Annotated in this window: 24 protein-coding genes and 1 riboswitch; of the genes, 12 read left to right on the forward strand and 12 right to left on the reverse strand. The window is 64.5% G+C overall.

What is annotated here, in order from left to right:
* Nucleotides 1-47 precede the first annotated feature (47 nt).
* On the reverse strand, nt 48-1,547 hold the full coding sequence (gene hemG, locus AC5RU9_RS01580; protein WP_494015085.1) for a protoporphyrinogen oxidase: 1,500 nt from the start codon (nt 1,545-1,547) through the stop codon (nt 48-50).
* A 4-nt stretch (nt 1,548-1,551) separates the two neighbouring features.
* Nucleotides 1,552-2,667, reverse strand: coding sequence for a uroporphyrinogen decarboxylase (gene hemE / locus AC5RU9_RS01585; protein WP_494015086.1), 1,116 nt, complete (start codon nt 2,665-2,667; stop codon nt 1,552-1,554).
* A gap of 158 nt (nt 2,668-2,825) precedes the next feature.
* Here hemE and AC5RU9_RS01590 point away from each other — a divergent pair, with 158 nt between their 5' ends.
* Nucleotides 2,826-4,145: a glutamyl-tRNA reductase gene (locus tag AC5RU9_RS01590; RefSeq protein ID WP_494015087.1), complete on the forward strand. Its 1,320-nt coding sequence runs from the start codon at nt 2,826-2,828 to the stop codon at nt 4,143-4,145.
* 9 nt (nt 4,146-4,154) lie between these two features.
* Here the strand turns inward: AC5RU9_RS01590 and AC5RU9_RS01595 are convergent, their stop codons facing one another.
* The gene (locus tag AC5RU9_RS01595; RefSeq protein WP_494015088.1) at nt 4,155-5,087 is read right to left on the reverse strand and encodes an SDR family NAD(P)-dependent oxidoreductase; all 933 of its coding nucleotides are present in this window, start codon (nt 5,085-5,087) and stop codon (nt 4,155-4,157) included.
* 87 nt (nt 5,088-5,174) lie between these two features.
* Nucleotides 5,175-6,377, reverse strand: coding sequence for a molybdopterin-synthase adenylyltransferase MoeB (gene moeB, locus AC5RU9_RS01600; protein ID WP_494015089.1), 1,203 nt, complete (start codon nt 6,375-6,377; stop codon nt 5,175-5,177).
* 6 nt (nt 6,378-6,383) lie between these two features.
* Here moeB and AC5RU9_RS01605 point away from each other — a divergent pair, with 6 nt between their 5' ends.
* The 3 genes from AC5RU9_RS01605 to AC5RU9_RS01615 are packed head-to-tail and all read left to right on the forward strand — an operon-like array spanning nt 6,384 to nt 7,734.
* On the forward strand, nt 6,384-7,118 hold the full coding sequence (locus tag AC5RU9_RS01605; RefSeq protein WP_494015090.1) for a TetR/AcrR family transcriptional regulator: 735 nt from the start codon (nt 6,384-6,386) through the stop codon (nt 7,116-7,118).
* A 50-nt stretch (nt 7,119-7,168) separates the two neighbouring features.
* Nucleotides 7,169-7,393 (forward strand): DUF3107 domain-containing protein, encoded by a 225-nt coding sequence (locus AC5RU9_RS01610; protein WP_211714257.1) that lies wholly within the window; start codon nt 7,169-7,171, stop codon nt 7,391-7,393.
* A 38-nt stretch (nt 7,394-7,431) separates the two neighbouring features.
* A complete protein-coding gene (locus AC5RU9_RS01615) occupies nt 7,432-7,734 on the forward strand; it encodes a hypothetical protein (protein ID WP_211714258.1) in 303 nt (100 codons plus the stop codon).
* A gap of 69 nt (nt 7,735-7,803) precedes the next feature.
* Here the strand turns inward: AC5RU9_RS01615 and AC5RU9_RS01620 are convergent, their stop codons facing one another.
* The 3 genes from AC5RU9_RS01620 to thiO all read right to left on the reverse strand — a co-directional run bounded on the left by AC5RU9_RS01620 (nt 7,804) and on the right by thiO (nt 10,091).
* Nucleotides 7,804-8,601 (reverse strand): thiazole synthase, encoded by a 798-nt coding sequence (locus AC5RU9_RS01620; protein WP_494015091.1) that lies wholly within the window; start codon nt 8,599-8,601, stop codon nt 7,804-7,806.
* 3 nt (nt 8,602-8,604) lie between these two features.
* Entirely contained in the window at nt 8,605-8,841 is a 237-nt protein-coding gene (gene thiS / locus AC5RU9_RS01625) for a sulfur carrier protein ThiS (protein ID WP_211714260.1), read from the reverse strand.
* Nucleotides 8,838-10,091 (reverse strand): glycine oxidase ThiO, encoded by a 1,254-nt coding sequence (gene thiO, locus AC5RU9_RS01630; RefSeq protein ID WP_494015092.1) that lies wholly within the window; start codon nt 10,089-10,091, stop codon nt 8,838-8,840. The genes thiS and thiO overlap by 4 nt, the downstream gene beginning before the upstream one ends.
* A riboswitch (TPP riboswitch) is annotated at nt 10,084-10,203 on the reverse strand. It overlaps the preceding gene by 8 nt.
* A 27-nt stretch (nt 10,204-10,230) precedes the next feature.
* Between thiO and thiE the strand changes: the two genes are divergently transcribed.
* The 4 genes from thiE (at nt 10,231) to AC5RU9_RS01650 (ending at nt 15,363) form a co-directional block, all read left to right on the forward strand.
* Entirely contained in the window at nt 10,231-10,914 is a 684-nt protein-coding gene (gene thiE, locus AC5RU9_RS01635) for a thiamine phosphate synthase (RefSeq protein WP_494015093.1), read from the forward strand.
* A 64-nt stretch (nt 10,915-10,978) separates the two neighbouring features.
* Nucleotides 10,979-12,463: an RNB domain-containing ribonuclease gene (locus tag AC5RU9_RS01640; protein ID WP_494015094.1), complete on the forward strand. Its 1,485-nt coding sequence runs from the start codon at nt 10,979-10,981 to the stop codon at nt 12,461-12,463.
* A 276-nt stretch (nt 12,464-12,739) separates the two neighbouring features.
* Nucleotides 12,740-14,476 (forward strand): DEAD/DEAH box helicase, encoded by a 1,737-nt coding sequence (locus AC5RU9_RS01645; RefSeq protein WP_494015095.1) that lies wholly within the window; start codon nt 12,740-12,742, stop codon nt 14,474-14,476.
* Between the two features lie 8 nt (nt 14,477-14,484).
* Complete coding sequence (locus AC5RU9_RS01650) at nt 14,485-15,363, forward strand: DNA-methyltransferase (RefSeq protein WP_494015096.1); 879 nt, start codon at nt 14,485-14,487, stop codon at nt 15,361-15,363.
* Nucleotides 15,364-15,373: 10 nt separating this feature from the next.
* Here AC5RU9_RS01650 and AC5RU9_RS01655 read toward each other — a convergent pair whose 3' ends face one another.
* Nucleotides 15,374-15,982 carry a MarC family protein gene (locus AC5RU9_RS01655; protein ID WP_211714266.1) on the reverse strand — a complete coding sequence of 203 codons (609 nt, stop codon included), beginning with the start codon at nt 15,980-15,982 and terminating at the stop codon, nt 15,374-15,376.
* Nucleotides 15,982-16,827: a PHP domain-containing protein gene (locus AC5RU9_RS01660; protein WP_494015097.1), complete on the reverse strand. Its 846-nt coding sequence runs from the start codon at nt 16,825-16,827 to the stop codon at nt 15,982-15,984. The genes AC5RU9_RS01655 and AC5RU9_RS01660 overlap by 1 nt, the downstream gene beginning before the upstream one ends.
* Before the next feature lie 80 nt (nt 16,828-16,907).
* Here AC5RU9_RS01660 and AC5RU9_RS01665 point away from each other — a divergent pair, with 80 nt between their 5' ends.
* Nucleotides 16,908-18,491: an aminopeptidase P family protein gene (locus tag AC5RU9_RS01665; protein ID WP_494015098.1), complete on the forward strand. Its 1,584-nt coding sequence runs from the start codon at nt 16,908-16,910 to the stop codon at nt 18,489-18,491.
* Between the two features lie 87 nt (nt 18,492-18,578).
* On the opposite strand, the gene AC5RU9_RS01670 is transcribed toward AC5RU9_RS01665, so the two are convergent.
* A complete protein-coding gene (locus tag AC5RU9_RS01670) occupies nt 18,579-19,388 on the reverse strand; it encodes a YflT domain-containing protein (protein ID WP_494015099.1) in 810 nt (269 codons plus the stop codon).
* A 76-nt stretch (nt 19,389-19,464) separates the two neighbouring features.
* On the opposite strand from AC5RU9_RS01670, the gene AC5RU9_RS01675 reads away from it, so the two are divergent.
* From AC5RU9_RS01675 to AC5RU9_RS01685, 3 genes are read left to right on the forward strand one after another with little or no spacing between them, the layout of a single operon-like run.
* Nucleotides 19,465-20,748 carry a magnesium transporter MgtE N-terminal domain-containing protein gene (locus tag AC5RU9_RS01675; RefSeq protein WP_211714270.1) on the forward strand — a complete coding sequence of 428 codons (1,284 nt, stop codon included), beginning with the start codon at nt 19,465-19,467 and terminating at the stop codon, nt 20,746-20,748.
* Complete coding sequence (locus AC5RU9_RS01680) at nt 20,729-21,460, forward strand: DUF1003 domain-containing protein (RefSeq protein WP_494015100.1); 732 nt, start codon at nt 20,729-20,731, stop codon at nt 21,458-21,460. Before AC5RU9_RS01675 ends, AC5RU9_RS01680 begins: the two co-directional genes overlap by 20 nt.
* A 4-nt stretch (nt 21,461-21,464) precedes the next feature.
* On the forward strand, nt 21,465-22,592 hold the full coding sequence (locus AC5RU9_RS01685) for an Mrp/NBP35 family ATP-binding protein (protein WP_494015101.1): 1,128 nt from the start codon (nt 21,465-21,467) through the stop codon (nt 22,590-22,592).
* Nucleotides 22,593-22,639: 47 nt separating this feature from the next.
* On the opposite strand, the gene AC5RU9_RS01690 is transcribed toward AC5RU9_RS01685, so the two are convergent.
* A complete protein-coding gene (locus AC5RU9_RS01690) occupies nt 22,640-23,032 on the reverse strand; it encodes a twin-arginine translocase TatA/TatE family subunit (protein WP_494015102.1) in 393 nt (130 codons plus the stop codon).
* Between the two features lie 31 nt (nt 23,033-23,063).
* Nucleotides 23,064-23,975, reverse strand: coding sequence for a hypothetical protein (locus AC5RU9_RS01695; RefSeq protein ID WP_494015103.1), 912 nt, complete (start codon nt 23,973-23,975; stop codon nt 23,064-23,066).
* Between the last annotated feature and the right edge of the window lies 1 nt (nt 23,976).

Genomic DNA, 23,976 nt, shown 5'->3' on the forward strand with positions numbered 1-23,976 from the left:
GCTAAGTCGAAACGGATCAGTTCTACAAAGCGTAGAAGTGATGTAAATCACGCAAAAGCGGGCCCGTCCTTGATGGCTTGGCTAAGTTGCTTCCGGGTGTCCGCCACGACGGCGGCCAAGCCGTTACCGGCCAACCACCCCCCGACCACAGTCAGCCCCTCAGCAGCGGCGCATACCTCACGGACGTGCGCCACGCGCTGTTTATGACCGACGGCGGCAAACGGCAGGGCACCCGCCCAGCGCACCACATCCCAATCCACAATGTCCGCCCTGGAAACCGGCACCGTCAATAACCGTGAGGCATCAGCCAAGGCCGCGGCGAGGAGGGATTCGTCATCCATGACCACGTCAGCGGAGCCACCCGCGTCTTCGCGTCGACCATAGGACAGGCGCAGCACGTGGGTACCCGGGCCGGCTTCCCCTGCGAGCCAGTCCCATTTTGCCGTCGCGTGGGTCAAGGCCTTCGCCGTGATGCCGGGGGTTTGCGGCGCCACCAGGATGCCGGTTCCCCGGGGTCGTCGATCAAGTTCGGGCACGTCCACCACCATCGTCACCAGGCTCACCAAGGGTCCTGGTGCCGGACGCAGATTGGACAATGCCGGCAGCGACTTTTCCAGCAATGCCACCGCCGACGGGCCGTCGAGCGCTACTACCAGATGGTCGGCGTCGTACGTGGAATCGCCAGCGGTGACGCGCCAGCCGGGAGCGGTCTTCGCGACGTCCGTTGCGGCCGCATCCGTGAGCAGGTCCACGCCCCGCCCACGCAGGTCCGCCACCAAGGCCGTCACCAAGGTGTTCATGCCACCCTCTAAACCGGCGACGGCGGAACCCGCCTTGGCCAGCCCGGAGCCACCCTGCTGGGCTGCTGCATCTTTGCCACTGCGGACCGCAGCAACCTTGCGCTGGGCTGCGACGGCCGCCGACAGCGAACCGTGTGTTCGAATTCCGGCCCGCAGCCCCGGCGCAACCATGTCCACGTCCAGGAGTGCGGGGTCCGCGGAGTGGACACCGCCTACCACCGGGGAAACAAGCCGCTCCAGGACCTTCCTGCCCATCCGGGTCCGCACAAGGGAGGCAACACTGGTGACATCCGAGGACGTTCCCAGTGGCGCCGGCAACCAACGATCCCAGGAGGCCCGCAGCGCACCGAAGAAACCCAGTGAACGCCGGACCTCGGGGTCCCACGGGTTCGCCGGAATGCCGAGGACCCCGGTTTTAGGCAATTCCTGCGGACCGTCGGGCAACTGCACCCAGGCACCACCGGGGTGCGGGGCTACGATCCTGTCGCCGAGTCCGAGCTCCCGCGCAAGGTCGGCTACCGCTGAGGACCTCGTGGCATATGACTCTGCGCCGCTGTCGAGTTGGAGCCCCGCAACAACATGGCTGCCCACGCAACCACCCCACGCGCCGGTGGCTTCGAGGACAGTGACCGACTTGCCGGACATGGCAAGTTCCCGCGCAGCCAGCAGCCCTGAGACGCCACCACCCACCACCACGGCACGTGGTCCTGCAGGAGGGGCTGTGGGCGTTGGATGTCCCCCGCGCATGGCCCTACTCTGCCGGAATCGAGTGGATGAGTTCCACGACCCGGGTCAGGACGGTTGGATCCGTCTCCGGAGGAACGCCGTGGCCCAGGTTCAGGACGTGGCCCGGGGCGTGCGCGCCGGCCGCAATGACCTCGCGGACGTGCGCTTCAAGGACATCCCATGGCGCGGACAGCAGCGCCGGATCGATGTTGCCCTGCAGCGGAACGGTCCCGCCAAGGCGACGGTTCGCCTCATCAAGGGGAAGCCGATAGTCCACGCCCATCACGTCCACTCCGACGTCGTGCATGGCAACCAGGAGTTCGGACGTGCCGGTGCCAAAGTGGATCAACGGAGCGCCGAGGTCCCGGACATGGTCGAGTGCCCGGGCGGAGGCCGGTGCTACGTACTTGGTGTAGTCGGCAAGGCCCAGGGAACCTGCCCAGGAGTCAAAGAGCTGTGCGGCCGAGGCGCCTGCTTCAAGCTGCGCCTGGAGGAACATTCCCGACGTATCGGCGGCCCAGTTGGCCAGGGCATTCCACGTCTCAGGGTCGGCGTGCATCATGGTCCGCGGGCCGAGATGGTCGCGGGAGGGCTTGCCCTCAACCATGTAGGCAGCGAGCGTGAACGGGGCACCCGCGAAACCGATCAGCGGAGTTTTGCCGAGTTCCGCGACTGTCAGGCGCACGGCCTCACGGATTGGCTCCAGCGCCTCCCACGTCAGGGTGGGAAGTGCAGCGACATCAACTGCCGTGCGGACAGGCTTGTCCAGGACCGGGCCCACTCCGGGGACGATGTCCACGCCGACGCCTGCAAGCTTCAAGGGAATGACAATGTCCGAAAAGAAGATGGCGGCATCGACGTCGTGACGCCGGACGGGCTGCAGCGTGATCTCGGCGGCGAGTTCGGGGCGCAGGCACGAGTCCAGCATGGCAACGCCTTCGCGGACCTTCAGGTACTCAGGAAGGGAGCGGCCGGCCTGGCGCATGAACCACACAGGCCTGCGTGACGGCTTGCCGCCACGGTAAGCCGTGATCAGCGGTGAGTCCGGGGTACGGCCGTCCTTCAGCGGGTGGTTGGGGCCGAGGGCTCCCGCCGGGGCGTTGGAGGCCGTACTCTGGGATGCTGCCGAGCTAGAAGTCATGCCTTCGATTGTGCCGAAAATCCGGGGCAAAAGATAACGACAAGCTGTCACGTCGCGCCCCAAGGGGGCCGCTGTGGCGGGGATCACGCATCAGCGTGTGGATTACCACGGCGCCATATTGTTCTACCGGGCTACGAAAAAGCTATGATGGGGTTGCTGTGGTTCTTTTCTCATTGGTGGCTACACACGCCGACATCGACCTCGAAACTGTCGCTCAGTTGAGCAACGGTTCCTCCGGGCTTGCCTCCGCAGCCCTCACCGATTCCCCTGTGGTTTCCGGAGCGGTGGTGCTGGCCACCTGCAACCGCTATGAGGTTTACGGCGAAACAGGTAACGGGGCTGACGTTGAAGCGGCCCGCTCCGCCTTGGTTTCCCAGATCAGTGAACTGAGTGGCTTGAGCGAGCAACTCGTCTCCCGCTCTTTTGCAACGCACACCGGTCCCGAGGTCACCAGGCACCTCTTCGCCGTCAGTGCCGGACTGGACTCAGCAGTCGTGGGTGAGCGCGAAATCGCCGGCCAGGTCCGTCGCGCCCTGATCACTGCCCAGCAGGAAGGCACCGCGAGCTCCGGCTTGGTCCGGCTTTTCCAGGCCGCGTCCAAGACCGCCAAGGACGTCGGTGCGCAGACCGCGTTGGGCTCACGCGGCTTGTCGATTGTCTCCGTTGCTTTGGACCTCGCTACCGACCTCGCCGAGAACGATGATTGGTCCACCAAGAAAGTAGTGGTCTTCGGCACTGGCGCGTATGCGGGTGCCACCATGTCGCTCCTTCGCGAACGCGGCTGCACCGCGATCTCGGTTTATTCTTCCTCCGGCCGCGCCGAGGCTTTCGTGGCCACCCGCGGGGGTACAGCGCTCGACGCCGAGACGTTGCCCGCCGCTGTCGCAGCAGCTGACGTCATGATCGGGTGCAGCGGTTCAGACAACCGCGTGGAAGCTGCGGACCTCGCACGCGTCCGGGCACAGTCGGATAAGCCGTTGATTGCGATCGACCTCGCCCTGACCCATGACTTTGATCCCGCCGTCGGCGAACTCGACGGCGTCGAACTCCTCACCCTCGAATCGGTCCGGCTCGCTGCACCCCAGGAACAAGCAGAATCGCTGTCCCAGGCCAGCGCGATCGTGACCGGCGCGGCTTCTTCCTTTGAGTCCGAGCGCGAGGCACGCTCCGTGGACACGGCCATCGTCGCGCTGCGTCGGCACACCATGAACGTGTTGGACGCGGAGATGGAGAAGGTCCGTGCCCGCCACGGTTGCACGGCGGCCGCGGAGGAAGTCGAATTCGCGTTGCGCCGGATGGTCAAGCAGCTCCTTCACATTCCCACCGTCAGGGCCCGTGAACTGGCCGCCAACGGCCAGCAGGAGGAGTACGTCGCAGCGCTGGAGGCTCTGTACGGCATCCAGGTTGAGCAACCGGCCGCAGCCCCGGCCGCGGAGTGCCCTGTGGATCACGGGCAGCTCCGCTCCGAAAGCGCCTGACTCCGCCTGCTAGGCGAAAGCGTTGATCCCTGTCGGCTTCGCGGACAAATCCCATAGCTTGGTGGCATCGGCCTTGTCGATGGCGTGCGCATCCACGCCCTGGTACCTCGCCAACGGCGATTCCTTGTCCGTGGGATTGGCAATATCGCAGTCTTCGCAATAGACGCCGCCCTTACCGGACAGTGCCGGGGAAGTCGCGGCCCATACCGAGGTGGCAGCGCCCTGTTCCGGCGTTTTGAATCCTTCCCGGACGTTTCCCTCCGCATCCATCCACCCCGCTGCGACCATCTCTTCCTTGGGCAAATGCCGTTGGAGTTCGGTCATGATGCCACCCGGATGGACGGCGAAAGCCCGGACTCCGGAGTCCTTGCCGAGGCGGTCCAATTCCACGGCGAAGAGGGCGTTCGCCGTTTTGGCCTGGCCGTAGGCGCGCCATTTGTCGTAACCGCCGTCAAAGTTGACGTCGTCGAACCTGATGGGCGACAACTTGTGGCCCGTGGATGAGAGGGAAATGACGCGGGCGTCCCCCGAGGCGGCAAGGGCCGGCCACAAGGCATTCACCAGGGTGTAATGCCCCAGGTGGTTGGTCGCGAACTGCGCCTCCCAGCCCGGACCTACCCGCTGTTCCGGGCTGGCCATGATGGCGGCGTTGTTGATCAGAATGTCCAAGGAACCGTGCCCGGCCAAGTATCGCTGCGCGAAGGCCTTGACGCTGGCCTGGTCGGCCAAGTCCATTTCTTCGACTGTGACCACATCGGCGAGCCCGGCCGCGGCAAGCACTTCCTTGGCATGCTCCAAGCGCCTTGCGGGGACGGTCACGGCGGCGCCGGCTGAGGCCAGCGCCCGCACGGTCTCCAGGCCCAGCCCCGAATATCCGCCAGTAACGATGGCCGACTTTCCGGAGAGGTCGATCCCGTCAATGACTTCCCGGGCGGTGCCCAAAACCGGAACCAATAGGGTGTTGCAGGGTTTCTGCCAGTTCTTCGCTCATGGTTGAGCTTTGCAGATAAAAGCCGGAACGGGCAACGCTCAGTAGACGGGCTTTTGGGGTTCCACGTCACGCATCCAGGCGAGGATGCCGCCGTCGAGATGGCTGACGCGCGTGTAGCCGGCCTTCTGCGCCGCATCCAGGACCGCAGCCGAGCGGGTGCCGGCCTTGCAGTGGAACACAATGTCCTTATCCTGTGGCAGGTGGGCCCACGCCTCTCCGGCCAGGATCCGGCCTTGCGGGATGAGGACGGAACCATCAATATTCACGATGCTGTACTCGCCCGATTCACGGACATCCACCAGTTCAAAGTCCCGCTCCCCCGACGCCCGCTCGGCCAGCATCCCTGCGAGCTCGGTGGCAGTGACCGTGTGGTCCTGGTCGGTGGCGGAGATGGGAGTGACGCCGCAGAAGGCCTCGTAGTCGGTCAGTTCGGTGATTGGTTCGGCTTCCGGATCCTTGGACACCTTGATTTCCCGCCAACTGCCGCCCAAGGCGTCAAAGAGTGCCACGCGTCCCAGCAAGGAACGTCCGACGCCGGTAATAAGCTTCACGGCTTCGGTCACCATGAGCGATCCAACAGCCGCGCACAACATGCCGAACACGCCGCCCTCACCACAGGAAGGGACGGAACCGGCCGGAGGCGCTTCGGGATAGAGGTCCCTGTACGTGGGTCCGTGTTCGGCCCAGAAGACACTGACTTGCCCATCGAAGCGGAAGATGGAGCCCCACACATAGGGTTTGCCGAGGATGGCGGCGGCGTCGTTCACGAGGTACCGCGTGGCAAAGTTGTCGGCACCGTCCAGGATGAGGTCATACTGCGCAAACAAATCCAAGGCGTTGGAGGAGTCCAGGCGGAGGTTATGCAGGACCACGTCCACCAAGGGGTTGAGCTCGGCGATGGCGTTGCGGGCGGACTCGATCTTGGGCGTACCCACGTCCTTAACACCGTGGATGACCTGGCGTTGCAGGTTGCTGAGGTCCACGGTGTCGTCGTCCACGATGCCCAGGGTTCCCACTCCCGCAGCAGCCAGGTACAGCAAGGCCGGGGAGCCAAGCCCGCCGGCGCCTATGACCAGGACTTTCGCATTCTTAAGCCTGCGTTGGCCCACAGCGCCGATTTCCGGAATGATGAGGTGCCGGGAGTACCGCTCCACCTCGGCCGGAGTAAGTTCGGCGGCAGGTTCCACAAGGGGTGGAAGGACGGTGGGCGCAGCGGTGCGGACAGCAGCAATTGAGGCCATACCCCAATGTATGCCTGCAGATACCGCCCGGTCATATTACCCACCGGTAGAGTGGTCATAACTGCAAAGGAAAGGCGGCAGACTGTGGCTGACGGCACACGGGCAAACGATGGAGCACCCGCGAAGCAGGAACGGACCGGTTCGCCTCGTTCGCCAAGGTTGCCGCGGGACGAGCGTCGCGCGCAGTTGCTTAACGCAGCGTTGGAAGTCTTCGTCGCCAACGGGTTCCACGGCGCAGCCATGGACGAAATCGCAGAGACGGCACACGTGAGTAAGCCGGTGCTCTACCAGCACTTCCCGTCGAAACGCGAGCTTTACATGGCGCTCCTGGATAGCCATCTCGCAACGTTGACCGACCTGATGCTGAGCGCACTGAACTCCACCACGGACAACAAAGAGCGCGTCAAGGCAGTGATGCGGGCCTACTACCGGTTCATTGCCGACGACGACCAAGCCCACCGCCTGGTGTTCGAGTCGGACCTGATCAACGATCCCGACGTCAGTTCCCGTCTGGAAACATTCAACAAAACGTTCGCGGACGCCGTAGCCCACGTCATCGCCGAGGACACCAAGCTACCGCCGCTGGAAGCGCAGCTCCTGGGCCGGGGCCTGGCAGGAATGGCGCAGGTCAGCGCCCGGTATTGGCTTGAGACGGACGGAAACCTGGACCTCGATGTGGCCAGTGATCTGATCTATCGTTTAGCTTGGCGCGGAATCAGTCGATTCCCCAAAGAGTCCTAAGCTACAAATAGAGGACTGACTTAACACTTGATTGGCTTGGAGGCCTTGCTGTGGAAGTAAAGATCGGCATTCAGAACGTTGGCCGCGAAATTGTGCTCGAATCCGCTTTGGATGCCGACGCCGTTGCCAAGATCGTGGCGGAGGCCGTGTCCAAGGGCTCGGAATTGCGCCTCACGGATGAGAAGGGCCGCCAGGTCATCGTTCCTGGCAGCGTTTTGGGCTATGTGGAGATCGGCGCCGAGGAAGTCCGCCGCGTGGGCTTCGGCGCCCTCTAACAGTCCCCAAACACCCCGTCGTCCGCTAAGGAGTCTTCATGCTTTCACTCGTCGTGGTGGTTCTTGCAGCCATTGCCACAGGCTTTATTGTCTGGGCCAACGACAAGCGGCACGGCAGATACGGCGTCGCCCTTCCGGTGGGCGTCTCAACGGCTGTTGCGGCGCTGAGTTGGATTGCCTTTATCAGCGCCGGCCTGGGCTACCAGCCGGGGGTCACGTGGATTCCGTGGGTTCTCCCCATCGTCATTGGAACCGCAGCAGCTGCGGCCGTAGTGGTCTACCTGGGCCGCACGCGGACCAAGCACGATACCGAGGCCCTCACCAAGGCCCTCCGGCTCTAACGGCACCTGACAACAATGGCCATCACCCGCGGGTGATGGCCATTGGTGGTTAACGCGCTCCCAGTACCCCTAAAGGAACTCGGCCCGTCCCTCCATGGCGGAGGACGCCAGAGCGTGTTCCCGCCGGGGAATCCGGCCCGCCTGCTTGGCCAAACGGCCGGCTATGACGGCGTGTTTGAAGGCTTCTCCCATTTGCACCGGGTTCTGCGCGCGCGTCACCGCAGTGGCGAGGAGGACGGCGTCGCAGCCAAGTTCCATCGCCAGCGCCGCATCGGAAGCGGTTCCGATCCCGGCGTCGAGAACCACGGGCACCGACGCCCGTGACACGATCAGCTCAATGTTGTGCGGGTTCAGGATGCCCAGGCCCGTGCCAATGGGTGAGCCAAGGGGCATCACCGCGGTGGCGCCCAGGTTTTCCAGCCGCAGGGCAAGGACGGGGTCGTCATTGGTGTAAGCGAAGACCTTGAATCCGCGGTTCACCAGCTGCTCTGTGGCTTCCACGAGTTCCACGGCATCGGGCAGGAGTGTGTGCTCGTCCGCGATGACTTCCAGCTTCACCCAATCGGTCTCCAGCGCCTCACGGGCAAGTTCGGCGGTCATCACAGCGTCCTTCGCTGTGAAGCAGCCCGCCGTGTTGGGCAACACCCGGATTTTGTGGTCCACCAGGAGCTGGAAGAGTGACCCTGTTTCGGCCGGGGAATAGCGCCGCATGGCAACAGTGGTCAGCTCCGTACCCGAGGCCAGGAGCGCAGCACCCAAACCGTCCAGGCTCGGAGCACCCCCGGTTCCCATGATCAGTCGCGAACCAAAGTCGACGCCGTCGATCACCAAGGCGTCGGTGCTGGGGGCAGTGCTTGTTGTGGTCATTGTTCAGCCTCCCTGGACTGCGGTAACGAGTTCGAGTTCATCGCCGTCGGCGAGCGCTGTTGCCGCCCACTGGCTGCGTGGCACCACCTCGGAATTGCGCGCGACGGCGACACCCAGCTTGCCGCCGTCGGCCGCCTGTCCGCGGTGGTCCAGGACGCGGCCTGTGATGGCGGTGACGAGCGTGCTGACAGAGGCGTCATCGGCCACTGCATGGTCGGATCCATTGAGTTTGATGTTCATGCGGTTTCCTTGCTGCGGACGTGTGCTGGGATGAAGTTCCGTGGATCGGGGGCGCTAGCCTTAAAGCGGTCTGGGCGGAAAGGGGCCCACCGTGGATCGGCCGACCCGTTGATCAGTTCCCCGACAATCCTTGCGGCTACCGGTGTCAGCAGGACTCCGTGACGGAAGAACCCGGTGGCAACCACCAACCCCTCGATGTCGCCCTTGGTTCCGGCGACGCGGCCAAGCAACGGCGCGTTGTCCGGCGTCCCTGGCCTGGCCCGGGCAGTTGCCTCGAGGAGTTCCAGTTCCGCGACCGCGGGGACCATGACCTGGGCGTCGCGCAGGAGCTGGTACACGCCACCGGCCGAGACGGCATTGGACGCTGTGGACAGTCCGTCCTCACGCTGGGTAGCGCCGATCACCACCGTCCCGTCGTCGCGGGGGACGACGTACACCGGAACACCCCGCACTATCCCCCGCACGGTGGAGGTGACCAGTGGTTGCAGGCTTTCCGGAACCCGAAGCCTGAGGATGTCGCCATACACCGGCCGCAGGGGAAGCGTGAGTCCTTCAGGCAGGCCCTTCAAGCCGGCGGCGCCGACCCCGTTGGCGACCACGGTCTCGGCGGCCACCACGCTGACGCCCGAATCGAGTTCGACTCCTGCAACCCGCCCCTCGTCCCACAGCACGCGCTTCGCCAGGGCTTCCAGGGCGAACCCATTGTTCGCCCCCGTGACCCAGGTGGGATCGTCCGGCGAATGCGCGGCCAGCCCGGCCAGGAGGCAGTCCGCGAGCCTGCGCGGGTCCACCTGGTGGTCGGCGGGGATGTCGAAGGCGCAGGAAATTTGTGGACTGAGCAGGGGTTCACGCTCCCTCGCGTCCCGAAGGGCAAGGGGTTCCACGCCCAGGCCGGCAGCCTTCTGTACCGCACGGAGGTCTGCGAGCGCCCGTCGGTCGGCGGCGTCGGCACCCACGGCGAGGGTCGGCGTCGTGCGATATCCGGCGGCGTCCCCGCCTCCGGTGAGTGTGGCGACAAAAGGCGGCCACAGCCGCGAGGATTCGACCATGAGTTCCAGGAGATCTTCTTCCTGGTAGTGCAGTTCACTGACGGGTGCCAACATCCCGGCAGCTGCGAAGGTTGCGCCGCTGGCGGGGTGGGGGTCGATGAGGACGACTGAGCGGCCCAGCCTGCGCGCCTGGTGGGCGATGCCCAATCCGATGATGCCGCCGCCGATGATGGCCACATCTGCATGAATGGCGTCTGCCATGTGTTCCCTTCCCTACGCCGGTATTAGCCGGATCAGGTCAAGCGGTCGGCTCTGAAGCCCTCTCAGCCGGACGGTCACAAAGTCGAACGTCGCGGCTCCCGCAGTACGTGCCCAGTTTAGAGGAACTACTCTGGTTCCCATGACCCAGCCTGTATCCCTCGCCTCAGCCCGACTCTATTTGTGCACCGATGCCCGGAAGCGGCAGGGCGACTTCGAAGACTTCGTAGATGCCGCCTTCGAGGGTGGGGTGGACATTATCCAGCTCCGGGACAAGTCGATCGAGGCAGCCGAAGAACTGGAGCTGTTGGCCATCCTGCGCAGTGTGGCCGAGCGGCATGGACGGCTGTGGGCTGTCAACGATCGGGCCGATATTGCCAGTGTTTCCGGGGCTCCTGTGTTCCACGTGGGCCAGAAGGACCTGCCCTTGACTATTGCCCGGACCTTCCTCCCCTCCCCTGCCGCGATCGGACTTTCCACGCACACTCCGGAGCAGGTCAATGCTGCCCTCGCCGCTTCGACGGGCGACGGTGGCCTGGACTACTTCTGTGTTGGTCCGGTCTGGGCGACACCCACCAAACCGGGGCGCGAAGCAGTAGGGCCGGACCTGGTCACATATGCCGCAGAAGCGATGAAGCGTGCCGACGAAGCGACAGCTGGTGCGGTGCAGCTGCCTTGGTTCGCGATCGGGGGCATTGACCTGAGCAACGTGGAACAGGTCCTTGCTGCGGGAGCCAGCAGGATCGTCGTCGTCCGCGCCATCACGGAAGCTGGAGACCCGACGGCTGCGGCCAAGTCGCTGCTGCAGGCATTGGACTCCATCTAGGGAATCGTCCACCTTGCGGCCTTGACATGGTGTGATCCCCGAAATGCGGGATAACCTGATTTTCGTGTCACATCATCGGATTGCACCCAACGTCGACGACTCGTCGGACCAGCTCGCAGCGGCCCTCGCAGCACTGCGGACGGAGCTGGAACTCCCAGGCGCCTACCCCGCGGGCGCAGTGGAGGAAGCCCAAAGAGCGGTGGCAGACCGGAAGCTGCCGGAACGCGACCTTCGGGATATTCCGTTTGTCACCATCGATCCCGCGACGTCGACAGACCTGGACCAGGCGCTGTTCATAGAGCGCGCCGGCCACGGTTACAAGGTCCTCTATGCGATCGCCGATGTCCCTTCCTTCGTGGCTCCCGGGGGCGCCCTCGACGCGGAGACACGCCAGCGCGGACAGACCTTCTACGCCCCGGATGGTCGGATTCCCTTGCACCCGGAAGTCATCAGCGAACATGCGGGAAGCCTGCTGGCAGAGCAGGACTGTGGCGCCTTCGTCTGGGATTTCGTCCTGGACGCGAAGGCCGAAGCGGTGACGGTGACAGTAGGCCGCGCCACCGTGCGCAGCCGGGCCAAGCTAAGTTACAAGGGCGTCCAGGAGCAGATCGACGACGGGACGGCACCGCCCGTACTGCAACTCCTCAAGGAAGTGGGGTTGAAGCGGGTTGAACTCGAACGCCTCCGCGGCGGCGCGAGCCTGAACATGCCCGAACAGGAGATCGTCCAAGCGACCGACGGCGGCGGCTACAGGATCGTTGCTGCCCCGTCGTTGCCGGTGGAGGACTGGAACGCCCAGATTTCACTGATGACCGGGATGGCGGCGGCCCAGCTGATGCTGGACGGAAAAGTTGGCATCCTGCGCACCATGCCCGCACCGGATGAACGCTCACTGCAGCACTTCAAGAGGCAGACCACCGCCCTCGGCAAACCATGGGACGGCCGGATTACCTACGGAGAATACCTGCGGACCCTGGACGCATCGGATCCGAAGCAACTCGCCATCCTGCACTCAGCCGGGACCCTGTTCAGGGGTGCCGGCTACACACCGTTCGATGGCGAGGTGCCGGCCGACGTCATCCAGGCAGCCATCGGCGCTCCGTATGCGCACACCACGGCGCCTTTGCGCCGCCTGATCGACCGGTTCGTACTGGTGATCTGCGAGGCGCTGAGCAACGGCCACGACATCCCTGCCTGGGCCCGGGAGGCCTTGCCATCCCTGCCCGAGATCATGGCGTCGTCCGACCAGTTGGCTGGCCGCCTCGAACGTGCCGCCGTGGACACGGTGGAGGCGGCGCTGGTCGCCAACCACATCGGCCAGGAGTTCGATGCCGTCGTCATTTCCGGCTCAAAGCCAAACGGATCAGGAAACGGAAATGGCAAGGCCAACGGCAACGGGAACGGCGGCCCTTACGGAATCGTCCAAATAGCGGAACCCGCAGTGACCGCCCGTTGCGACGGCGAACTGGAGTCCGGGACCGAAGTCCGCGTCCGGCTCGTCAAGGCTGACATCGCAAGCCGGGAGATTCGGTTTGAACTGCTGCCGTAGCGCCGTTCCACCCAGGATCCGGGCTTTCCGGCTCCCAGAGGATAGACTGGGCGTGTAGTAATGGATGCCCGGTCGTTGATTCAGTTAATTTTTGAACTCAACAAGCCCGCCCCTACGCGATCTTGAGATGTACCAACTGGTCACCAGTGCCAGTACTTAGATAGCCCGCGATCGGCTTCCACTGGACTTGCTTGCGCGCCCGTTCGTGCTCCGGTACGGCTCCACCGCCCCGTTGAGCATGCAGCGCCATTGCCCAAATGAATAAGGAAACTCCCTGTGAGTGAATTGCATACCCACGAAGTCCTGACGGACTCCACCGGAACTGAAACCATCGAACCCGAGGAAACGATCGTCTCGGACGAGACGCCCCACGAGATCGAAGAAAAGTCGTTCGCGGACTACAACGTCCGTGCCGACATCGTTGAGTCCTTGGCCGACGCCGGAATCACCCACCCGTTCCCCATCCAGGCCATGACCCTCCCGGTCGCCTTGAGCGGCCACGACATCATTGGCCAGGCCAAGACGGGTACCGGCAAGACCCTCGGATTCGGCATTCCTGCGCTTCAGCGGGTCTCTGGCCGCGACGACGCCGGCTATGAGAAGCTCGCCGTCCCCGGCGCACCGCAGGCCCTGGTCATCGTCCCCACCCGCGAACTTGCCGTGCAGGTCGCCAACGACCTCCAGACGGCATCGCGCAAGCGCAACGCGCGCATCGCCACCATCTACGGCGGCCGGGCGTACGAACCCCAAATCGATGCGCTGCAGAAGGGCGTCGAGATCGTAGTGGGCACCCCTGGCCGACTCATCGACCTCTACAAGCAGAAGCACCTGAGCCTGAAGAACGTCAAGATGGTCATTCTTGACGAGGCCGACGAAATGCTGGACCTTGGCTTCCTTCCGGACGTTGAGACCCTGATCGCCGGCACCCCCGCCGTACGCCAGACGCTGCTCTTCTCCGCGACCATGCCCGGTCCCGTGATCGCAATGGCGCGCCGCTACATGACGCAGCCCACCCACATCCGTGCAGCAGACCCGAACGATGAGGGCCTGACCAAGCGGGACATCCGCCAGCTCATCTACCGTGCGCACAGCATGGACAAGACTGAAGTTGTTGCCCGCATCCTGCAGGCCCGCGGACGTGGCCGGACCATCATCTTCACCAAGACCAAGCGCACCGCCGCTAAGGTCGCCGAGGAACTCGTGGACCGCGGGTTCGCGGCTGCAGCCATTCACGGCGACCTCGGCCAGGGCGCCCGCGAACAGGCCCTCCGCGCCTTCCGCAACAACAAGGTGGACGTTTTGGTTGCCACCGACGTCGCCGCCCGTGGCATTGACGTTGATGACGTCACGCACGTGATCAACTACCAGTGCGTGGAAGACGAAAAAATCTACCTGCACCGTGTTGGCCGTACTGGCCGCGCCGGCAACAAGGGCACCGCAGTCACGTTCGTTGACTGGGATGACATGCCGCGCTGGGGACTCATCAACAAGGCCCTGGGACTCAGCGTTCCTGAGCCCGTTGAAACGTACTCCTCCTCGCCGCACCTCTACACCGACCTCGACATTCCCGAGGGCACCAAGGGACGCCTGCCCCGGAACAAGCGCACCCTGGCAGGTGTGGACGCCGAGGTCCTGGAGGACCTGGGTGAGACCGGCAAGAGGAACTCCCGCTCTGGTGGTTCGGACCGCAATGGCTCCCGTGACGGCGGACGTAGCCGCGACAGTGGCCGTGACGGTGGCCGCGGACGCGACGGCGACCGTGATGGCGGCCGTGGCCGTTCAGGCAAGACCGACTCCGGCGAATCCAACGGCGAGGCCGGACGCAACCGTACGCGCCGTCGTCGTACTTCCGAAGGCGAAGCAGCCCCGGCTGCCGTTGCGTCGGAAACGGGCCCGGCAACGGACAACTCCGAGAAGCCTGCACGCACACGCCGCACCCGGACCCGTCGCCGCAACGGCGAAGTGGTCTCCAATGAAACCGCAGCTGCCCAGTCCGGCAGCACCGAGGCCTAAATCCCTCAATGACTGAAACTGTTTGGGCGCCGGACGGCGGCAACCTGGTGGTGCACGCGGATAACGCGGACTTCCTTCCAACGCTGCCGGACGGCGCCTTCACACTCATTTACGTGGACCCTCCGTTCAACACGGGTCGGGTCCAACGACGCCAGGAAACCCGGATGGTCCGCAACTCGGACGGCGACGGCGACCGCGTGGGCTTCAAGGGCCGCTCCTACGACACCATCAAGGGCGCCCTGCACAGCTACGACGACGCCTTCAGCGACTACTGGTCCTTCCTGGAGCCCAAGCTTGTGGAAGCCTGGCGCCTGCTGGCAGACGACGGCACCCTGTACCTGCACCTGGACTACCGCGAGGTCCACTACGCCAAGGTGATGCTCGACGCCATCTTCGGCCGGGAGTGCTTCCTGAACGAAATCATCTGGGCCTACGATTACGGCGCCCGGGCCAAAAACCGCTGGCCCACCAAGCACGACAACATCTTGGTGTACGTGAAGAACCCCACCAAATACCACTTCGACAACGCTGAAGTGGACCGTGAGCCCTACATGGCCCCGGGCCTGGTGACCCCCGCCAAACGCGAACTGGGGAAGTTGCCCACCGATGTCTGGTGGCACACCATCGTTTCGCCGACCGGCCGGGAAAAGACCGGCTACCCCACGCAGAAACCCGAAGGCCTGGTCCGCCGTATCGTCTCCGCATCAAGCCGCGAGGGCGACTGGTGCCTGGACTTCTTTGCCGGATCCGGGACCCTCGGAGCTGTCGCAGCGAAACTGGGACGAAACTTCGTGTGCGTCGACCAGAACGAACAGGCCATTGAGGTCATGCGGAAACGCCTGGGCAGCAAGGCCGTGTTCCACCAGGCCCAAGCCACCGCTCCCTAGCCAGGAACGCTCAGGCGACACCCTTCACGAAGGCCGTCACCGAGTCAGCGATCATCTGCACGGCGATGGCAGATAGCAGGAGGCCCGCAATCCGGGTAACCAGCTCCACTCCGTTCTCCCCGAGCACCCGCTGGACCACGCCCGCGAACCGCATGGCCAGGTACAGCGAGGCGAGAACCACAGCGATGCCCAGGCCTACGGCAAGATAGCCGGACAGGTCCTCGGACTGCTGGACAAACACCATGACCGCCACGATGGCTCCCGGCCCGGCCATCAGCGGTGTGCCGAGGGGAACGAATGCCACGTTCTTGTACTTGGCGGCGTTTTCCTCGCCACTGGTGGACCCAGTCAACAGCTGCAGGGCAATGAGTACCAGCAGCAGGCCGCCGGCACCCTGCAGGGCCGCCAGCGATATGTGCATGTAGTTCAGGATCGACTGGCCGAAGATCGCAAAAACCACAATGACGCCCGTCGCCACCAAGAGAGCCTGGAAAGCCGAGCGGTTCCGGTCCTTGGGCGACATCTGGGCCGTCAGTGACATGAAGATCGGCACCGTACCCGGCGGGTCCATGATGACGAACAGGGTAACGATCACCGAGGCCAGCAACTGCAGGTCCATCAGCGGACTACCGTGCTGCCCGTAGCCAACTCCTCAATACGGGCCAGAACGTCAGCCGGCGTCGTGTTTTCGCCGAGGAGGTTCGGTTTGCCGGCGCCATGATAATCGGAGGATCCCGTCATCAGCAGCCCGTGCGCGGCAGCCAGGTCGCGCAGGAACCGCCTGCCGTCCTCCGGGTTGTCCCGGTGGTCCACTTCAAGCCCGAGCAGGCCGGCGTCGATCATTTCACGGTAGGTGCCCTCCCCCACGATCCGCCCCCGGGACGAAGCCACCGGATGGGCGAACACCGGAACGCCCCCTGCCGCGCGCACCAGCTCGACGGCGACAGCCGGGTTTGGCGCATAGTGCTGGACAAAGTAGCGCGAATGGGAAGTAAGGATGGAGGTGAAGGCTTCCGTGCGGTCCGCGACCACCCCGGCGGCCACCAACGCATCGGCGATGTGCGGGCGGCCCACTGTTGCACCTGGTGCCACGTGGTGGATGACATCGTCCCAGGTCAACGGGTAGTCCTCGGACAGCAGAGTGACCATATGCTCGGCGCGGGTGAGGCGCGCGTCCTTGGACTTGGTGATTTCCTCCAGGAGGCCAGGGTGGGCCGGGTCGTGGAGGTAGCTGAGCAAGTGGACGCTGATGCCCTGCTCCGTCCGGCAGGAGATCTCCATGCCAGGCACAAACTCAATACCGTGTTCCAGTGCGGCTGCCGCCGCCTGCTCCCAGCCATCCGTGGAGTCGTGGTCAGTCAACGCCACGGCGTCCAGGCCAGCCGATACGGCGGAAATGATCACCCCGGCGGGTGTCTCGGTTCCGTCGGAAACATTGGAGTGCGCATGCAGGTCTATCCTCACTTTCCCAGCCTATGGGATGCGGGGCTGCTTGGAGCGTTGCGCCGTTGGCCTCCTCACCGAACTGGTGGGACGATGTAACGGTGAACGATGCCGAAAACACCCAAAACATGGACTCCGCAAATTCCCAGCCGCTGCAGGAGCGCGTTAACAACCGCTCACAGAGGCCAACATCCGATGCTTTCAAAGCATTCATGGCCAGCAATTGGGCTGCCGCCCCGCAGGTGACCCCTGGGCGCGACGCCGTTGCAGACCACGCTGCGCGCCGCCGTCGTGCTATCTCCGAACTGTTCAAAGGCGAACGTCTTGTCATCCCGGCCGGTCCGCTGAAGGTCCGTTCCAACGACTGCGACTACCGCTTCCGCCCCCACTCCGGTTTCGCGCACCTCACGGGTTTGGGCGTGGACCACGAGCCCGACGCCGTCCTCATCCTTGAGCCGGTGGCTGAAGGCAAGGGCGACGACGGCGGTCACCACGCCGCGACGCTCTACTTCCGTCCGCTGGCGGGCCGCGATACCGAACAGTTCTACGCTGACTCACGCTCCGGTGAGTTCTGGATCGGCGCACGTCCGACGTTGGCGGAATTCGAGGCCCGCCTGGGACTGCCCACCGCCCACATCGCCGAACTCGAAATGGCAATCACCAAGAACGTGGGTGCCCCGGAAATCGGTGGTATCTCCATTCGCCTGGTCCGCAAGGTGGACGAGAACATTGACGCCTTGGTGGACACCGCCCGCTACAACACTGCCAAAGACCCCGAAACCCTTGACCTCGGCGAACTCGACGCCATGGACGAGAAGCTCAGCGAAGCACTCTCCGAATTGCGCCTCCTCAAGGACGAGTGGGAAATCGAGCAGATGAAGATCGCCGTGGCGGCCACCGTGGAGGGTTTCGCCGACGTCGTTCGTGCCCTTCCGCGGGCCCTGACCCACGCACGTGGCGAACGCGTCGTAGAGGGCGCTTTCTTCGCCCGCGCCCGCGAGGAAGGCAACGAGCTCGGCTATGACACCATCGCTGCCTCGGGAAACAATGCCACCGTTCTGCACTGGACCCGGAACACGGGAAAGGTCAACGCAGGCGAACTCCTCCTCCTCGATGCAGGCGTGGAGGCTGATTCCCTCTACACTGCCGATGTCACCCGTACCCTGCCCGCCACCGGCACCTTCACTGATGTCCAGCGCAAGGTCTACGAGGCCGTCCTGGACGCAGCCGATGCCGGTTTCGCAGCCGCGCAGCCGGGCGTGAAGTTCCGCGACATCCACACCGCCGCAACCACCGTCCTGGCCGAACGCCTCGCCGAGTGGGGCCTGCTCCCCGTCTCCGTCGAGGAAGCCATCAGCCCCGAAGGCCAGCAGCACCGTCGCTGGATGCCGCACGGCACCAGCCACCACCTCGGCCTGGACGTCCACGACTGCGCACAGGCCAAGCGTGAACTCTACCTGGACGGGATCCTCACCGAGGGCATGGTCTTCACCATCGAACCCGGCTTGTACTTCAAGGACGAGGACCTCGCGATCCCTGCCGAATACCGCGGAATCGGTGTCCGGATCGAGGACGACATCCTGATGACTGCCGATGGCCCGGTCAACCTCAGCGCCGCCCTGCCCCGCAAGGCAGACGACGTCGAATCCTGGATGGCCGGTATCTACCAGGAGGCGCAGGGCTAAGCCCCAGCAGCTCAAGGGAACCGCCAACAGCGCAAAAGGGAAGGCCACCGGAGATCCGGTGGCCTTCCCTTTGTGCTTTGCTGGGGGCTACTGCTGCTTGGGTGCGTCCTCGGACCCGGCTTGCTGTCCGTCTTCCTGGGGCGCGTTTTGGCCCTCCGTCACGCGGACACCATACTGCGGGCGCCCGTCGGGCAGGTCAGGGTAGCGGACAGCTGCCGGGGGCTGTTGATTCGACGGCGCAGCACCGGCGTGGGTGTTCCCGCTTTCCGGCACGCCGGCTTCGGCGTTACCGCGCTGGCCGTACGGGTCGTTCCAGGTGGACGGCCGCTCGGGCGCCTGGCCCGGCTGCTGCAGCGGAGCGCTGTGCTGGTTGTAGTTGGTGGCCTGCGGCGCTGCCGCCTGCGAGGGGTTCATCGGGAGCTGGTGGAGCAGGCGACGGGCCTCGTGGGCTGCTTCAATGGCGACGATGACGTCGTAGTTGGTGGCCACCACCTGGCTGGTTGATGTGAAGTCGCGCTTCCCGCGCTGGGTGGCATAGGTGACGATGCCGAACAGCATGAAGAAGGCTGCGCCCATCAGGACCGAGGTGATGATGGAGAACGGTCCGCCGCCCGGCGTAAAGAAGGACAGCATCACGCCGACGAAAAGGCCAAACCACATACCGCTCAAGGCACCTGACAAAGCCACCCTCGGATAGCTCAGGCGACCGGTCACCCGCTCCACCATTTTGAGGTCGTTGCCCACGATCGACACCAGCTGAACCGGGAACTGCTGGTCCGCCAGGTAATCCACCGCCTTTTGGGCATCCAAATACGAAGTGTACGAGCCAACGGTGTCTCCTTGGGGGACGCTCCGGGACTCCTCGACGGCTTTGGGACCACCAAAAATGTTAGACATAGCCCCATTGTGTCCCATGGACATGTGAAGCGGCTGGAATTCAGCTAAAAGAGAGCAGACTCGGTAGCCTGTAAACATGAGCACACATCCCTCACGCGTCTTTGTCGCGCGCCTGCTCGGCTTGGACGTCTTCGACCCCTTGGGCGATCGTCTTGGCCGGTTGCGCGATGTCGTGGTGCTCTCCAGGGGCACCCGTGGAGCCCCCCATGTGGTGGGCATCGTGGTTGAAGTGCCGGGCAAGAAGCGCGTTTTCGTGCCGATGACCCGCATTACGTCCATCGACCAAACGCAGATCATCTGCACCGGCCTGGTTAACCTGCGCCGCTTCGAGCAGCGGGGAGCCGAGACACTGGTGGTCGCCGAGATGTTCGATCGCCGCGTCACCTTGGCGGACGGCAGTGGAGACGCCACCATCGAGGACATCGCCATGGACCAGCACAGGTCCAAGGACTGGTTCGTCAGCAAACTTTTCGTCCGCCGTGGCCACTCCCTGTCGCCATTGAGCCGGCTGCGCCGCAACGAGACCCTGATCATCGACTGGGCCGACGCCCAGACCGGCGCCCATAACGAGCCGCAGGCGGCAACGCAGTTCGTGGCCACCCACGAGGATCTTAAGCCTGCCGACTTCGCCGAAGCCCTGCAGGAAATGAGCGACAAACGCCGGTTCGAAGTAGCCAGCGAGCTCCAGGACGAGCGCCTCGCGGACGTGCTTCAGGAACTTCCCGAAGACGACCAAGTGGAGATCCTCTCAGCCCTGGACGTGGAGCGCGCCGCCGACGTCCTTGAAGAGATGGACCCCGACGACGCCGCTGACCTCCTGGCTGAGCTCCCCACGGCGCAGGCCGAGGAACTCCTGCAGCTCATGGAGCCGCAGGAAGCCGAGGACGTGCGCCGGCTCCTGGAGTACGACGAAGACACTGCCGGTGGCCTCATGACCCCTGTCCCTGTCATCCTCCCGCCCGAGGCCACGGTCGCGGAGGCCCTCGCCCACGTCCGGCGCGAGGAGCTCTCCCCTGCCCTGGCGTCGTCGATCTTCATAGCCCGCCCTCCGCTGGAGACACCCACGGGCCGTTTCCTCGGCGTGGTGCATATCCAGCAGCTCCTGCGTTTCCCGCCGCCGGAGCCGCTGGGCAACCTTGTGGATAAAAACCTTGAGCCGCTCTCGGACCAAGCCCACATCAGCGAGGTAGCCAGGACGTTGGCCACCTACAACCTGAATTCACTTCCAGTTGTCGACGACGACGGCCGCCTTGTGGGGGCGGTGACTGTTGATGACGTGCTGGATCACCTGTTGCCGGATGACTGGCGGGCCCACGAGGACGACGCCCCTATAAGGAGACTTGGAGGCCGCATTGGCTGATAACAACGCCACCCGATCATCCAAGTCCACTGGACGTTCGGGCAGCAGCCTGGACACTCCCCTGAGCGGGCGCCAACGCATCCTGCCTAAGTTCTCCCCCAACCCGGACGCCTTCGGCAACGCCACTGAGGGCTTCGCCAGGTTCATGGGCACGCCGACGTTCCTCGTCTACATGACGGTGTTCTGTGTGTTTTGGCTGGCTTGGAACTCCTTTGCGCCCACCGAGTGGCAATTCGACCGGATGGAGCTTGGCTTCACCCTGCTGACCCTCATGCTGTCGCTCCAGGCTTCCTACGCAGCCCCGCTGCTCCTCCTGGCACAGAACCGACAGGATGACCGCGACCGTGTCTCCCTCCAGCAGGACCGCCAGCGCGCCGAGCGCAACCTTTCCGACACCGAGTACCTGACCCGGGAATTGGCATCGCTGCGCATTGCCCTGCGTGAAGTGGCCACCCGTGATTACGTCCGCGCCGAGCTGCGGAGCCTCCTGGAAGACATCATCGACGCCCAGGAAGAACTTCGCGAGCATGATCCGGCCACCGACGGCAGCGAATCCTCGGGAGACAAAGTCAAGGAGAAGCTGAAGGAGAAGCGGGACAAGTCGCGCGGACCCCGCACCCAGCAAATCCCCAAGGTCCGTCCGCCGCGGACCGCCGGCCCACAGCATTCCACCGCCAAGCAAACACCTGAGAACCCCGAAAGCCGAGCCTGAGCGTATGAGCACCGTATCTGCCGAGGCGCTCCGTGCTGCCCTGGCAACCGTCATTGATCCGGAGCTCCGCCGCCCCATCACCGAACTCGGAATGGTCGAATCGGTCTCTGCCGATGATGCGGGCGCTGTCCACGTTGCTGTCCTCCTGACCATCGCCGGGTGCCCCTTGCGCGAAACCATTACCGAGGACGCCACTGCGGCGTTGTCCAGGGTGCCGGGCGTGACCGGGGTGGACGTGGAACTCAAGGTCATGACACCAGCCCAGCGCGAAGCACTCAAGGAGCAGCTCCGCGGTCCCGGCGGCCAGCGCGGAATACCGTTCACCAAGCCGGGTTCGTTGACCAAGGTGTACGCGGTGGCCAGCGGGAAGGGCGGTGTGGGCAAGTCGTCCGTTACCGTGAACCTCGCCTGCGCCCTGGCAGCCCAGGGCCTTCGCGTCGGCATAGTGGATGCGGACGTCCATGGCTTCTCCGTGCCGGCCCTTATGGGAATCACGCAGAAGCCCACACAGGTTGACGACATGATCCTCCCGCCGGTGGCTTATGGCGTGAAAGTCATTTCCATCGGCATGTTCGTGGCAGGCAACACGCCCGTGGCGTGGCGTGGCCCCATGCTTCACCGGGCCCTGGAACAGTTCCTCACGGATGTGTATTTCGGTGACCTTGACGCACTGTTCCTCGACTTGCCTCCCGGCACGGGCGACATCGCCATCTCCGTGGCCCAATTGTTGCCCAACGCGGAGATCCTGGTGGTCACCACACCGCAGGCAGCCGCCGCTGACGTTGCTGAACGCGCCGGCACGATAGCCACCCAGACGGGTCAAAAAGTTGCCGGCGTCATCGAGAACATGTCGTTCCTGGAAATGCCCGACGGCGGCCGCATGGAATTGTTCGGAAGCGGCGGTGGCGCCACCCTGGCTGCGCGGTTGAGCGCCGCGGTGGACGCTGACGTTCCGCTGCTGGGCCAGATTCCCTTGGACATCCGTTTGCGGGAAGGCGGGGACGCCGGAAAGCCCGTGGTCCTGGCTGCGCCGGAAACGGCTGCCGCTAAGTCCTTGGAGGTTATTGCCTCAGCCCTGGCTACCCGGCCGCGTGGACTATCCGGCATGCCTTTGGGAATCCAACCCCGCTGACCGGCCCGGCCTGGCATGTCCAGGCGAGCAAAACGCTGCGGTTCGCCTCAGGTGGCTTCAGTGTCGAAAGGCGCGGCTTCGCCATCTGCAAGCCGCTCGATGATCCTCGCCGGGGGTTTGGGTTTGGTGTCCTCAGCCGATGCAGATGCTGCGGCGACCGGCGCACCGGCACTGACCGGCTTGGTGTCGTCCTCCAGGAGTGCATCCTTGATGATGCGCCGGGGGTCGTACTGGCGAGGATCGTACTTCTTCCAGTCGACCTCATCGATGTCGATGCCGACTTCTTCTTTGATCTGCTCGCGTGCGCCGGATGTCATCCGCCGGACTTCCTTGACCAGGTTGGCGAGCTTTTGAGTGTATTCGGGCAAACGGCTGGGACCGATGACGAGTACGCCGATAATCAGAAGGAGTATGAACTCCGAGCCGTTGATTCCAAACACGCTACGAAGATTACCTTGTCTGTGGTGCCGCTCATAAACCGGCGGGACGGAGGAGGGTCTGGAGGCCGCGAAGGAGCCGCCCGTACCAGGACTCAGAGCCCTCCCTGTGCCCCGCCCGCGTCATGGAATCGCCGGCCCGGACGATTTCCGGGACCGCATCATCAGCGCTTTCCGGAGGCAGATCAGAGGCGTAACTGATCACGGCTGCGGGCATGGCGTAGACAGCCTTCCACGGCGTTCCCTGAGTGAGGGAGAGCTGCGCAGTGCTCGACTGGTCAGCTGATTGCCTGTCGGGCGGCAGGTGCTCTTCCGTGATGGTGGCGTAATGGCCGTTGCTTTCGAGCTGGATTTCCACAGCGGGGTGTCCGTTGCGCATCGAGGCTTGGGCGGAGACGACGTGGAAGCCCATGGCCAGGAGTTCCGGACAGGCCCACCCTTGGTCCCGCAGGTCGTCCAGTTGCGACGCACTCAGGCTCATGGTGGTGCCGGCCTTGAACGTCGAATCCATGGCGTCCACTGGTCCAGCGCTCCAGGCCCCCACCAGCGCTCCAGCATTGCTGGTCCCGGCAAGCACCTGGGGTTGGTTATCCCCGGCCACCACGTAAGCGGCGACGCCCAGGGCTCCGGCGCTCACAGCGAGGGTGCCGGCTGCGACGGCGGCGAAACGAAGACCCCGGGACAGTCCGCCCGGTTGGGGCTGGCTCCAGGGATCCTGTGCCGGTTCGCTGGCCAGCCGTTCCGTGTGCTGGATCAGCCGCGCAGCGAGGTCCTGGCTGGCTTCGGGCACGGCCGCACCCCGCAGCCGCTCAAGGTACTGCCGTTCACGGCCTACCGCGGCGCGGCAGTCCGCACATTTTTGCAAGTGTTCCGGTAGCCGCGAATGGCGGCGGGCAGCGAATGCGCGCCGGGACAGGGCTCCCGGACGGAAAGGACGTCGAGGCATC

This window comes from Arthrobacter sp. B0316-5-4 (genome assembly GCF_059090325.1).

Bases quoted from the DNA above. Each gene is read 5' to 3' on its own strand.
- AC5RU9_RS01670 (WP_494015099.1), bottom strand. From the start codon at position 19,388: ATGTCTAACATTTTTGGTGGTCCCAAAGCCGTCGAGGAGTCCCGGAGC.
- thiO (WP_494015092.1), bottom strand. From the start codon at position 10,091: ATGGCAGACGCCATTCATGCAGATGTGGCCATCATCGGCGGCGGCATC.
- AC5RU9_RS01655 (WP_211714266.1), bottom strand. From the start codon at position 15,982: ATGGACCTGCAGTTGCTGGCCTCGGTGATCGTTACCCTGTTCGTCATC.
- AC5RU9_RS01650 (WP_494015096.1), top strand. From the start codon at position 14,485: ATGACTGAAACTGTTTGGGCGCCGGACGGCGGCAACCTGGTGGTGCAC.
- AC5RU9_RS01615 (WP_211714258.1), top strand. From the start codon at position 7,432: ATGCTTTCACTCGTCGTGGTGGTTCTTGCAGCCATTGCCACAGGCTTT.
- AC5RU9_RS01620 (WP_494015091.1), bottom strand. From the start codon at position 8,601: ATGACCACAACAAGCACTGCCCCCAGCACCGACGCCTTGGTGATCGAC.
- AC5RU9_RS01675 (WP_211714270.1), top strand. From the start codon at position 19,465: ATGAGCACACATCCCTCACGCGTCTTTGTCGCGCGCCTGCTCGGCTTG.
- thiS (WP_211714260.1), bottom strand. From the start codon at position 8,841: ATGAACATCAAACTCAATGGATCCGACCATGCAGTGGCCGATGACGCC.
- hemE (WP_494015086.1), bottom strand. From the start codon at position 2,667: ATGACTTCTAGCTCGGCAGCATCCCAGAGTACGGCCTCCAACGCCCCG.
- moeB (WP_494015089.1), bottom strand. From the start codon at position 6,377: ATGGCCTCAATTGCTGCTGTCCGCACCGCTGCGCCCACCGTCCTTCCA.
- AC5RU9_RS01605 (WP_494015090.1), top strand. From the start codon at position 6,384: ATGTATGCCTGCAGATACCGCCCGGTCATATTACCCACCGGTAGAGTG.
- hemG (WP_494015085.1), bottom strand. From the start codon at position 1,547: ATGCGCGGGGGACATCCAACGCCCACAGCCCCTCCTGCAGGACCACGT.
- AC5RU9_RS01685 (WP_494015101.1), top strand. From the start codon at position 21,465: ATGAGCACCGTATCTGCCGAGGCGCTCCGTGCTGCCCTGGCAACCGTC.
- AC5RU9_RS01695 (WP_494015103.1), bottom strand. From the start codon at position 23,975: ATGCCTCGACGTCCTTTCCGTCCGGGAGCCCTGTCCCGGCGCGCATTC.
- thiE (WP_494015093.1), top strand. From the start codon at position 10,231: ATGACCCAGCCTGTATCCCTCGCCTCAGCCCGACTCTATTTGTGCACC.